The 11,766-nt window shown below is 47.3% G+C and carries 12 protein-coding genes, 1 rRNA gene and 1 other annotated feature (1 of these 14 only partly in view); all 13 genes read left to right on the top strand.

The window, feature by feature from the left end:
• Positions 1–70 (top strand) — a sequence feature (ribosomal protein L21 leader region); it begins 14 nt to the left of the window's first position.
• Between the two features lie 14 nt (positions 71–84).
• A complete protein-coding gene (gene rplU, locus IEW26_RS17830; protein ID WP_090919085.1) occupies positions 85–396 on the top strand; it encodes a 50S ribosomal protein L21 in 312 nt (103 codons plus the stop codon).
• 13 nt (positions 397–409) lie between these two features.
• Complete coding sequence (locus tag IEW26_RS17825; protein ID WP_145405252.1) at positions 410–739, top strand: ribosomal-processing cysteine protease Prp; 330 nt, start codon at positions 410–412, stop codon at positions 737–739.
• Between the two features lie 23 nt (positions 740–762).
• Positions 763–1,074, top strand: coding sequence for a 50S ribosomal protein L27 (gene rpmA, locus IEW26_RS17820; RefSeq protein WP_110898889.1), 312 nt, complete (start codon positions 763–765; stop codon positions 1,072–1,074).
• Positions 1,075–1,224: 150 nt separating this feature from the next.
• Positions 1,225–1,962 (top strand): Spo0B domain-containing protein, encoded by a 738-nt coding sequence (locus tag IEW26_RS17815; protein WP_229729918.1) that lies wholly within the window; start codon positions 1,225–1,227, stop codon positions 1,960–1,962.
• A 16-nt stretch (positions 1,963–1,978) separates the two neighbouring features.
• Positions 1,979–3,289, top strand: a complete 1,311-nt coding sequence (gene obgE, locus IEW26_RS17810; RefSeq protein WP_145405248.1) for a GTPase ObgE — start codon at positions 1,979–1,981, stop codon at positions 3,287–3,289.
• A gap of 196 nt (positions 3,290–3,485) precedes the next feature.
• Positions 3,486–3,923, top strand: coding sequence for an ACT domain-containing protein (locus IEW26_RS17805; RefSeq protein ID WP_110898886.1), 438 nt, complete (start codon positions 3,486–3,488; stop codon positions 3,921–3,923).
• Positions 3,924–4,021: 98 nt separating this feature from the next.
• The gene (locus IEW26_RS17800; RefSeq protein WP_188593334.1) at positions 4,022–5,308 is read left to right on the top strand and encodes a homoserine dehydrogenase; all 1,287 of its coding nucleotides are present in this window, start codon (positions 4,022–4,024) and stop codon (positions 5,306–5,308) included.
• A 119-nt stretch (positions 5,309–5,427) separates the two neighbouring features.
• On the top strand, positions 5,428–6,498 hold the full coding sequence (gene thrC / locus IEW26_RS17795; RefSeq protein ID WP_184182454.1) for a threonine synthase: 1,071 nt from the start codon (positions 5,428–5,430) through the stop codon (positions 6,496–6,498).
• On the top strand, positions 6,495–7,463 hold the full coding sequence (gene thrB, locus IEW26_RS17790) for a homoserine kinase (protein WP_188593333.1): 969 nt from the start codon (positions 6,495–6,497) through the stop codon (positions 7,461–7,463). Before thrC ends, thrB begins: the two co-directional genes overlap by 4 nt.
• Positions 7,460–8,335, top strand: a complete 876-nt coding sequence (gene pheA / locus IEW26_RS17785; protein ID WP_188593332.1) for a prephenate dehydratase — start codon at positions 7,460–7,462, stop codon at positions 8,333–8,335. Before thrB ends, pheA begins: the two co-directional genes overlap by 4 nt.
• Before the next feature lie 149 nt (positions 8,336–8,484).
• The gene (ilvE, locus tag IEW26_RS17780) at positions 8,485–9,366 is read left to right on the top strand and encodes a branched-chain-amino-acid transaminase (protein WP_188593331.1); all 882 of its coding nucleotides are present in this window, start codon (positions 8,485–8,487) and stop codon (positions 9,364–9,366) included.
• 199 nt (positions 9,367–9,565) lie between these two features.
• Positions 9,566–11,185, top strand: coding sequence for a LysM peptidoglycan-binding domain-containing protein (locus tag IEW26_RS17775; RefSeq protein WP_188593330.1), 1,620 nt, complete (start codon positions 9,566–9,568; stop codon positions 11,183–11,185).
• Positions 11,186–11,707: 522 nt separating this feature from the next.
• Positions 11,708–11,766, top strand: a 16S ribosomal RNA gene (locus tag IEW26_RS17770); the annotation flags it as partial.

The raw sequence follows: 11,766 nt of genomic DNA, 5'->3' as shown, positions 1-11,766 counted from the left end.
GCACTGGCCGGGTACAAGAACAGCTCCGCAAGGCGCTGTCACCTGAGACCGGGCGAGTCTGAGACATGAGGAGGTGCAAGGCAAATGTACGCAATTATTGAAACAGGCGGCAAACAGTACAAAGTCCAAGAGGGCGATGTTCTGTTCATCGAGAAATTGAATGCGAACGACGGCGAAAGCGTAACGTTCGACCGTGTCCTGGCTGTATCTAACGATCAAGGTTTGACAGCAGGTACACCATTGGTTTCCGGAGCTACTGTAACGGCTAAAGTGGAGAAACATGGCAAAGGTCAAAAGGTTGTTGTATACAAATACAAACCGAAAAAGAACTACCATGTGAAGCAAGGTCACCGTCAACCGTACACTAAAGTAACTATCGAAAAAATCAAAGCGTAAGAAGGTGCGATAAGTGATTATCGTTCAAATCTTTCGTGATGAGGACGGGAACATCGAACGCTTTTCCATCGAAGGGCATGCCAATTTTGCCAAGCGGGGAGAAGATATCGTATGTGCCGGGGTATCTGCTGTTACAGTAGGTACAGTGAACTCGATTGAGGCATTGACTGGTGTCGAGATGCATGCCAAGATGAAGAATGGCTTTCTGAGCGGTTCTTTACCAATGCTGGCAAAAGGGGAAACGTATTCCCAGGTACAGCTGTTGCTCGAATCCATGGTAGTTATGCTCTCTAATATTGAAGAGTCATACGGGAAGTATATTCAAATACAGCAGCACCAATAAATAAAGAAGGAGGAAAACCAATCATGTTGAAATTAAATCTTCAGTTGTTCGCATCGAAAAAAGGTGTAGGTTCCACGAAGAACGGACGTGACAGTAATGCACAACGTCTGGGTGTTAAACGTGCAGATGGCCAAACTGTAACTGGTGGCAGCATTCTCGTTCGCCAACGCGGAACGAAAATTCACCCAGGAACAAACGTGGGTATCGGTAAAGATGACACTTTGTTCGCGAAAATCGACGGCGTTGTTAAATTCGAACGTTGGGGTCGCGATCGCAAAAAAGTAAGCATCTACCCTGTAGACGTTGCTCCTGTAGCAGCTGCAGTAGAAGCGTAATATCGGCATTCCGCCTAAGGAGCCTTCGGCATTTTTGCCGGAGGTTTTTTGCATTCGGCGACTATTCGTTAATGAACTGGCAGAAAAGACATGTTATACTGGGTTACGGTGGGTTTAGACCAACCGAGTTTTGTAGAACGGGGAGAAGCCATGAAATCCTGGAAAAGAGTGCCGTGGATTGCGGCATGTTCGCTTGTGATTCCTTTGGTTTTTGTTATGCTGTATCCGGCACCCTTCGCGAGTGTCGTGTGTGCGTTGTGGTCGGTTGTGGCAATGTTCATTTCTGCATATGCGCTGAAGAAACAGGCGGAGGCGGTACGCAAAAGCATTATACAATCCATGGAAAAAACTGCAATAGCCTCATTAAATCATCATCGGCATGACTGGATGAACGATCTTCAGGTGTTATATGGATATCTCAGACTGGGCAAGCTTGATAAATCCCTGCAATGTGTGGAAAGAATAAAGGAGAGGGTGAATGAGGAAAGCCGGATATCCAAACTCGGTATTCCTTCTCTCGTATTTTATTTGCAGTCTTTCCGGGCCAGTGGAGTTGCGCTGGAATTGCATGTGGAAGTGGAGGAAGAGCTGCAGCTCAGCGCTCTGGTCTCTCCCGAGGATGGCGAGTCGCTTACGGGGGCGATTGCGGATGCAATTCGGGCCTATCAATATGGCGGCGGCCGGTCGTCTTGGGGAGAGGTTCGCAAACTGACCTTGAACTTCGGGCAGGATCATGGAGATGTAGTCGTTCGGCTGGAAGGGGATCAAACTCCTGATCCAGAAACGCTGCGGCAGCTTGCTGCCGTACTCAAAGGGAAAAAAGTCAGAACGGAGCACATTTCGTCTGGGGATACGTTTATACAATTCAGAATGCCTTGTGGAATATAGGAAGAAGGGGTAACCAATGTTTGTTGATAAAGCGAAGATTTATGTAAAAGCCGGAGATGGAGGAGACGGAATCGTCTCGTTCCGTCGTGAGAAGTATGTACCGGAAGGTGGTCCGGCAGGCGGCGATGGCGGCCGTGGAGCTGATATTATTTTCCGGGTAGATGAAGGTCTGCGCACGTTGATGGACTTCCGATACCAGCGTCACTTCAAAGCCCCGCGCGGGGAAAAGGGACGGAACAAAAGCCAACATGGTGCAAATGCGGAAAATATGATTGTACGCATCCCGCCAGGTACCGTTATCATTGATGAGGACAGCGGAGAAGTGCTGGCTGATCTCACACGTCATGGTCAGCAGGTTGTTGTTGCCAAAGGCGGCCGGGGCGGCCGGGGGAACATCCGGTTTGCAACCCCGAGAAACCCTGCACCCGAGCTTGCAGAGAATGGTGAAGAAGGCGAAGAGCGTTATATCGTACTTGAGCTTAAAGTTATGGCGGATGTGGGTCTCGTCGGTTTCCCGAGTGTAGGGAAATCTACGCTGCTGTCCGTGGTGTCGGCAGCCAAGCCGAAGATCGGAGCGTACCATTTTACGACGATTACACCGAACCTGGGTGTCGTTGACGTGGGTGAAGGTCGCAGCTTTGTGATGGCCGATTTGCCGGGTCTGATTGAAGGTGCCCATGAAGGTGTAGGGCTGGGACATGAATTTCTGCGGCACGTTGAACGGACACGGGTCATCATCCACGTTGTGGATATGTCCGGTTCAGAAGGACGTGACCCTTTTGAGGATTGGCAGAAAATCAATGATGAGCTGAGATTGTACAACCCTGTGCTCGCCGAGAGACCGCAGGTCGTTGCCGCGAACAAGATGGATATGCCGGAATCCGAAGCCAATCTGGAGCAATTTTTGCAGCAGGTTCGTGAAGTGAAGCCGGATATTGAAGTGATGCCTATATCATCGTTGACACGTCAGGGAATTCAGGAGCTGCTCTACCGTGCGGCTGATCTGCTGGATCAGCTTCCGGATGAGCCTGAGGTGGAGGAAGTTGCTGAGCTGTCAGAGCGCAAAGTGTACAGCCTGGAGAAAAAAGAAGACGAAGGCTTCCGTATTGTGCGTGAAAACGATACCTTCATCGTGGAAAGTGCCAAGATTGATCGCATGATGAAACGTATGCAGCTGAACTCGCATGAAGCTATTCTGAAGCTGGCGCGCACACTCCGGTATATGGGTGTGGATGATGAGCTTCGTAAACGTGGCGCTGTTGAAGGCACCATTGTGCGTATTGGCGATTTCGAGTTTGAGTTTGTCGAAGGCAGCAGTTACTACTAGGAGGAACGCAGTGAATCGGGGAATTACCCGTGACGCTGCGTTTTTTTTGCTTTTTTCACACATGAAAGAGACAGAAGCCTGTATACTGTGTGAAACAGTTTTCGAAAAATAGTCATGTCACGTATTGCCCTTTTGTGATTCATCCTATATAATGTCCACTATATGAAAACATGAGTCTTTGAGGAGAGGACGTTCTGTGAATGAACGCTATTACTTAGTACGGGAAGATATTTTGCCGGAGGCTGTAGTTAAAACGATGCAGGTGAAAGAATTGCTTGCTTCCGGTGATGTCAAAACAGTACATGAGGCCGTGGAGCAGGTTGGATTGAGCCGGAGTGCCTTCTATAAGTACAAGGATGGAATCCATCTGATCAATCAGCTGGAGCGTGAACGAATCGTAACCATCTCGATTGACCTGGAGCATCAGTCCGGTATTCTGTCCAGGGTGCTTGGACATTTTGCAGGGTATGGAGCTAACGTACTTACGATTAATCAAAGTATTCCGCTTCAAGGAAGAGCCAATGTTGTCATCTCGGTGGAAACGACACATCTGCACGGAGAGATTGGAGAAATGCTTGATCGAATGCAGGATATGCCTGGAGTGAAGCGCACACGTATCGTAGGCCAAGGTTAATCAGGCTTTCAGATCGTTGGAGATCATATGCAGTGGAACCAGGAGTGAAGTGTTGCAAGATGGACAGACGTGATTAGAGACTAGGGGGTAGGTCGTTAGTGAAACCGGTAAAAATCGGATTGTTAGGCCTTGGAACGGTTGGAACAGGTGTTGTTCGTATCGTTGAAGGGAATCAGGAGGATCTGAGCAGTCAGGTTGGATCACCGATTATCATTGAGAAAATCGCAGTGAAAAATACGGAGAAAGATCGTGTTATTCCGATTGAACGCGCAAAGCTGACTGAGGACCCTTGGGAAGTTATTCGTCATCCCGACATCGATATTATCGTTGAGGTAATGGGTGGCATTGACCAGACAAAGGAATATATCCTAGAGGCGCTGGAGCGGGGAAAACATATTGTGACCGCAAACAAGGACCTTATGGCCTTGCATGGCTCGGAGATTCTCGCTAAAGCGCAGGAAAAGCAATGTGACGTATTTTATGAGGCCAGTGTGGCAGGCGGTATTCCGATTATCCGCACATTGATTGAAGGTTTCTCCTCGGACCGGATCACCCGGATTATGGGGATTGTGAACGGCACAACGAACTATATTTTGACGAAAATGAGTCAGGAAGGTGCCTCTTATGAAGAGGTGCTGGCAGAAGCACAGTCTCTGGGGTATGCAGAAGCAGACCCGACGTCTGATGTAGAAGGGCTCGATGCCGCCCGGAAAATGGCAATCTTGAGCACGCTTGGTTTCCGTACCAACGTTGAACTGAAGGATGTTACGGTGAAAGGCATATCCGCTGTCACACGTGAGGATATCACTTATGCCAAAAGGCTGGGATATGAACTGAAGCTGCTCGGCATCGCTGATCGCAGTGATGATGAGATTACGATTAGTGTACAGCCAACGATGGTAAGACAGAACCATCCCATAGCCTCTGTCAACGGTGTGTTCAACGCTGTATATGTGCATGGTGAGGCTGTAGGCGAAACGATGTTCTACGGTGCAGGTGCAGGAGAACTGCCAACAGCAACTTCTGTAGTCGCTGATATCGTCGCGGTGACCAAAAACCTCAAACTTGGTGTCAACGGGGTAAAGGCAATCGTGCCTTATAAACAGAAGAGACTGCAGAGCGATGAGCAGATTTTTTCGAAAAATTTCATCCTGCTGCACGTGGATGACAAAGCTGGGGTGCTGGCGCAGATTACACAGATTTTCGCGGAATACGAAGTCAGTCTGGCTTCGGTTGTTCAACAGCCGAATGAGCATAACCCGGATGCCGAGATCATTATCGTTACGCATAATGCAAGCAAGGCCAGCATGGACAAGGTGCTTAAGCATTTTGAATCACTGAATGTCATTCGACGGATCAAAAGTGTTTACCGCGTAGAAGGATAGTTCCTTTTTGAGCGGTATTGTAAAATAAATGGATTATCAAATTTGTGTTTTGCAATATATTGCAAGCCACGCATCATTCGATATTATAGAATAATTAATCATAAAGGAGTTTACCCACAATGAGATATCAAGGATTACTGCAAACGTACAAAGAGCACCTTCCAGTCAATGAAAATACTCCGCAACTTACACTTCAGGAAGGGAATACACCGCTCATTCACGCAGAAAATCTGTCGAAGGAGCTCGGTTTGAATCTGTATTTCAAATATGAAGGTTTGAACCCGACTGGTTCCTTCAAGGACCGTGGAATGGTGATGGCCGTTGCCAAAGCGATGGAGGAAGGCAGCCGTACAATTATGTGTGCATCTACAGGAAATACTTCCGCAGCAGCAGCAGCTTATGCCGCACGTGGCGGGCTTAACTGTATCGTGCTGATTCCGAATAACAATATCGCACTGGGTAAACTTGCTCAAGCGATGATTTACGGTGCCAAGGTCATTGCCATTAACGGTAACTTTGATCGTGCTCTTGAGATCGTTCGTGAAATTACTGCCAAACACCCGATTACACTTGTAAACTCTGTAAATCCATATCGGATTGAAGGACAGAAAACAGCCGCTTTTGAAGTGGTTGAGCAATTGGGAGATGCACCGGATGTTCTGGCTATTCCGGTTGGTAATGCGGGTAACATCTCTGCATACTGGAAAGGCTTTAAAGAGTATAAAGAGGCAGGCAAATCAAGCACGCTGCCGCGCATGGTTGGATTCGAGGCTGAAGGAGCTATGGCTATCGTAAAAGGAGAGCCGATTCTAGAGCCGGAAACAATTGCTACAGCGATCCGAATCGGTAACCCGGCGAGCTGGAAAACAGCGGTTGCTGCAGCAGAAGAGTCTGGCGGGCAGATCAACTATGTTACCGATGAAGAGATTTTGGCGGCTTACCGTACAATTGCTGCACGTGAAGGAGTATTTGCAGAGCCTGCATCTGCGGCTTCCGTAGCTGGTGTGTATAAGCTGAAAAGCGAAGGTTACTTCAAAGGTGGAGAAACGGTTGTATGTGTGCTGACTGGTAACGGTCTGAAAGACCCGAATGTAGCAATCCAAACGGCTGCTGTGGAGCCGCTGGTCGTTGAAGATACTGAAGAGGCAGTTATGGCTGCTATTGCGCAGCTGGAGCAGCAGTCAGTATGAGCTTGCGTGAAAAGGTAACCGTAAAAATCCCGGCAAGCACAGCCAATCTCGGTCCAGGGTTTGATACCCTGGGCATGGCCTTGTCTTTGTATGCCTGGCTTGAGATTAAACCGGCAGCACAGACATCTTTTCATCTGTATGGAGAACATCTGACGGGGCTTCCCTTGGATAAATCCAATCTCATTTATGAAGTGGCACAGATGGTATTTGATGAAGCGGGTGTTTCCGTACCTGAGCTTGAAATTTCAATGTATTCAGATATCCCACTTACCCGGGGACTTGGCAGCAGTGCATCAGCAATTGTTGGCGCGCTTGCTGGGGCAAATGCATTGATCGGGAGTCCGTTATCGAACGATAAACTGCTGGATATGGCGACATCACTGGAGAAACACCCGGATAATGTCGGCGCTTCCTTATGCGGCGGCATCATTACAGCAGCCTGGGATGGTCAACGTGTCGATTATATTCGAATCGAGCCTCATCAGGATCTGCAGGCCTTGGTTATCGTTCCGGACTTTCAGCTGTCCACTTCCAAAGCGCGGGATGTTGTTCCCAAGCAGTTCGAGAAGGCCGATGTAGTTCACAATGTGAGCCGATCTTCATTGCTCGTTGCTGCCTTAGCGAGTGGTAGACTGGATATGATTCAAAAGGCGATGTCGGATCGGATTCATCAGCCGTATCGTGCATCGCTGGTACCGGGTATGGCGGAAATTCTGGAGCATGCATCGGAGCATGGTGCTTTGGGAGCAGCTTTAAGCGGGGCCGGACCAACCTTGCTGACACTGGTGGATCGTCACGACACTCGCAAAGCTGAATTAGAGCAATATTTGACGGGCACCATGAAGCAGGAGGGGATTCATGCCACTGCGATGTGGCTGGACCCGGATCTGGATGGTGTAGTTGTTCTTCCGGATCAAGATGAACGTCCTTTTCTGGAGCGAATCAAAGGGGAAATTAACAAATGAAACGAATTGCAGTTTTACCTGAGGGATCGGTCTCTCACGAAGCGATCGAGTTTCTTTTTGACGGCGAACCGCTCGAGCTCAATCATTTCAAGCTCATTTCAGACGTATTTCGTGCGGTCGATAGTGGGAGTGTGCAGTATAGCGTGATTCCGTTTGAAAATACAATTGAGGGCTCCGTCAGCCTTCATATGGACTGGCTTGTGAATGAGGTGGATATTCCGATACAAGCGGAGTGGGTCTACCCGTCCATTCAAAATATCATCGGACATGGGAACGAATTTCGAATGCACGATGGTTCGTATGACTTTAGTAAAATCACGAAAATTATGTCTCACCCTGTGGCGATCCCGCAGTGCCAGAATTTTATCCGTCAGCATTCGCCAGATGCAAATCTCGAAGGTGTAAACAGCACGGCTGAAGCGGTAGAAATTGTGAAAAAAAACCCGGGAAAAGGCTGGGTGGGAATCGGTACAAAGCTTGCTGCCCGAAAGCATGGCTTGGACATTATGGCTGAACGGGTGACCGATCATGACAACAATTACACCCGCTTTGTGCTGATTGGTCATGAACCTGTCAGCATTCCGCGTAAAGCGGACCATATGAAAACAAGTTTGATTGTAACGCTGCCTGAGGATGCTCCGGGTGCGCTGCATCAAGTGCTGTCGGCTTTTGCCTGGAGGAAATTGAACCTGACCCGTCTTGAATCAAGGCCAACCAAGAAACGTCTGGGCAGTTACTACTTTTACATCGATGTGGTTGAAACGGTTGATTCGGTATTGCTCACAGCAGCTATGGCCGAGATTGAGGCGCTGAAATGTCAGGTGCGTGTGCTTGGCAGCTATCCATGTTATACATACCCCTCACCGAGTTAACAGGAGTGTGGTTGGAGCAAGCTGAAGAATCATGCATCATCTGTGTGAAATAAGCGAGTTATTTCTTTATTTTTGATGTACAATGGACAGGTTCATTATGTTTCGGCAAGTTTTTTGGACATGTATATTTAACGGAGGTGCAGTTCGTCGTGGCAGAACAGTGGATTTACTTGGATGGTCAGTATGTGACCAAGGAAAATGCAAAAGTTTCGGTCTATGATCATGGATTTTTGTATGGAGACGGTATTTTCGAAGGGATTCGGATATACAATGGCAATATTTTCAGATGCAAGGCCCACTTGGATCGTCTGTATGATTCGGCAAAATCGATCAGTCTGAACATTCCGTTGTCCTACGACGAGATGCTCGAAGTGATGGCTGAAACAGTACGCCGCAATGATATGCGCAACGGTTATATTCGACTGATTGTATCACGTGGCCCGGGGAACCTGGGGCTTGACCCGCTGCGTTGCCCTAAAGCTTCGGTGATCATTATTGTGGAGCAGCTGGCAATCTACCCAGAAGAAGCATACCTTACAGGGTTGAAAGCTGTATCCGTATCTCAACGTCGCAACATCCCGGATGCGCTTAATCCAAAAATCAAATCACTCAACTATCTGAATAACATCCTTGTCAAACTGCAATCGAACTATTCAGGTGCTGGTGAGGCCATTATGCTTAACTCGCAAGGTTACGTAACTGAGGGTTCAAGCGATAACATTTTCATCATCAAAAACGGTGTCGTCTACACTCCTCCTTGTTATCTCGGAGCACTTGAGGGCATTACACGTCAAGCAATTATTGATCTGTGCGGCGAGCTTGGCATTGAATTAAAAGAAGTGCCTTTCACGCTTCATGATGTGTATATTGCAGATGAGGTGTTCTTCACAGGAACAGCTGCTGAAGTTATTGCGGCTTGTGAAGTGGATGGCAGAACGATTGGCTCTGGCGTAGCGGGTCCGGTTACCTTGCAATTGCTTGAAGCTTTCCGTCAGATTGTTGACAAAGACGGCTATAAGGTGTGGGAATAAGTCACTAACATCTAACAGAATGAATACAAGAGTCCTCCTTGTCCGATAAAATGCGGCATGCGTAATGTATGCGGGATTTTCGGATTAAGGAGGATTTTTTTTGTTCAGGTGATGTCATTAGCCCAGTTGCTGCATAGGATGTAGTAACGGTATGGGCGAATGTACAGCCCAAGTATGACGTTTAGGAGGTTAGTTCCCTGTGAAAATACACATGGTGAAAAAAGGCGATACACTATATCTGCTGTCTCAAAAATATAACGTAGCGCTGGACACATTAATTGCTGCTAATCCGCAGATTGCAGATCCCGACAAACTGGATATCGGCATGAAGGTTAAAATTCCTGCACAGCCAGTAACGCCGAAGCCTGAGGGTGTGCTGCACAGTCACAAGGTTGTACAAGGGGATTCGTTATGGAAGCTGTCACAAGCCTGGGGAGTGCCTTTGAAAGACATGATTAATGCCAATCCGCAGTTGAAAAATCCCAATGCTCTGTTAGTAGGAGAAACAGTCTACATTCCTTCCATGCACACACAAGGAAATTCTAGTGCCAATACGGAAATTGGAAATATGGGTATGCAGGAAAAACTGTCGCCTGAAGGCAAAGCATATACAGGAGTAAAAGAAGAAACGGCGCCTGTCGTGCCAATGCCTGCACCTCCTGTAGCTGAAAATCCGGTTCCTGCTCCGGTTGTCCCGGCTGAGCCTAACGTTATGCCTGAGTTGGAGGCATTACCACAATTACCCGAATTGCCAGAGGTGAAGCCGGAGAAGAAGATGGAAAAAAAAGAGGAGAAACAACCAGAAGTTCAAGTTGAACCTGTAGTTGAAGCCGAGAAACCTCAACCGCCTAATCCTTCTCCGAATATGATGGCTTTGCCCGTTATGCCAGAAACCCAGTCTCCTGTGAATGTAGCGCCGATTGCCAAGGCTCCTTGCGGATGCGGCTCGAAAATGCTTCATGCTCCAATGGAGCATCCGTATGCCCAGGTTCCCGTACCTGCACAAGAGGTATACAGTGTTCAGCAAAACAACATGTATACGGCAGGCGTGAGCAATAACTCTCCTTTCCCTGGTATTCAGGATGTGGGCTCTTATAGCATTGGAAACATGCCAAACAGTCCATGGACCGGAGATGAGCAGACCTATAATCACAATAATGTAATGCCTAATTTGTCGGCAGGGGCGTCAAATGCAAACGACGCATTCCCGGTTTCGCCAGCAAGTCAGGTAAATAGTCCATTCACTAATTATGTTGCTGCAAACCATCAGATGAATCATCAACCGCCATTTATATCTCCATACTCCATGCTTCCATACCCTCCATGCGGATGCGGCTCACACACACATGCTCCTCAATATACTTATCCTGCATATGGTTATCAGGAGCCGGCCTGGGGCATGCACGGTCATGTCAATGGAATGCCGCCTGAAATGACATCCGTAATGCCGAATCAGCCGATGGAGTATGCTTATCAAAACCCGTATCCTGCACAAAATATGGTGCCGCCTTCTCCGCTTGGTGCTTTTGGAGAGATGTATCCTTCACAAGTACATGGTGCCAAGACTGGGAAGAAGGGTGGACGTGACGAAGCGAACTTGAGCCAGGCTGCATTTGAAGGGGCAGATTCAGAAACAGACTCCAAGCCGAAATCTTCCTCAGGTAAGTCCGGGGCAGTGAAGCGAAAACCGACAAAGGCTGTGTCCAAAAATAAATCCAAGGTATCTGTATCGGGTAACTCGTCCAGAGAAAAATCAGGAGCATCGTCAAATCAGCGAAAAGTAGCTAAAAAACGTCGTAATCCATGGATTCAAAACTGATTGTTATTAGTCATCGGTTATTGAAGAGAGCAGTTCATCGTAGAAAGGTCAGTTCTGCAGATGCAGAACTGACCTTTTTGTTTATGAGCTTGATTGTATATAAAGAGCGGAAGTAAGGGTTAAAACGATTGATTTGTAGAATAAATAAAAAGATTGTAGATTAATGTTTGAAAGCCCATTCATAGATATGTTACAATAAATACAGGCTTTATTTTGCAGGTTGATACGCAATCTGTAGTTGAAGTTTTACGATGTGATTTATTAATAGACAAAACTATTAATAAAAAACTCTTGCATTAGTTTTGAGTGTATGGTACATTATTTAAGTCGCCGCTGAAACACAGCGTTGATGCGAAACAAGTTTGATCTTTGAAAACTGAACAACGAGTGAGTAATCATTCTGCTTGCAGAATGAATGTGAAGGTTTTTAGTGCGAGCTATCTGGCTGTATGAAAACTGGAACAACAATGAGATTTTTAATCTCGTCAGATTCAAAATGAGCTTATCGCTCTTTTCAATACTTTATTGGAGAGTTTGATCCTGGCTCAGGACGAACGCTGGCGGCATGCCTAATACATGCA

Origin of the sequence: Paenibacillus silvae, from assembly GCF_014639235.1 — a bacterium.
GTDB lineage: Bacteria > Bacillota > Bacilli > Paenibacillales > Paenibacillaceae > Paenibacillus > Paenibacillus silvae.
This window is presented reverse-complemented; position numbering and strand designations above follow the sequence as displayed.

What these genes read in the sequence shown, in the direction of transcription:
- rplU (WP_090919085.1), top strand. Translation starts at nt 85, where the DNA reads ATGTACGCAATTATTGAAACAGGCGGCAAACAGTACAAAGTCCAAGAG.
- rpmA (WP_110898889.1), top strand. Translation starts at nt 763, where the DNA reads ATGTTGAAATTAAATCTTCAGTTGTTCGCATCGAAAAAAGGTGTAGGT.
- IEW26_RS17815 (WP_229729918.1), top strand. Translation starts at nt 1,225, where the DNA reads ATGAAATCCTGGAAAAGAGTGCCGTGGATTGCGGCATGTTCGCTTGTG.
- obgE (WP_145405248.1), top strand. Translation starts at nt 1,979, where the DNA reads ATGTTTGTTGATAAAGCGAAGATTTATGTAAAAGCCGGAGATGGAGGA.
- thrC (WP_184182454.1), top strand. Translation starts at nt 5,428, where the DNA reads ATGAGATATCAAGGATTACTGCAAACGTACAAAGAGCACCTTCCAGTC.
- thrB (WP_188593333.1), top strand. Translation starts at nt 6,495, where the DNA reads ATGAGCTTGCGTGAAAAGGTAACCGTAAAAATCCCGGCAAGCACAGCC.
- pheA (WP_188593332.1), top strand. Translation starts at nt 7,460, where the DNA reads ATGAAACGAATTGCAGTTTTACCTGAGGGATCGGTCTCTCACGAAGCG.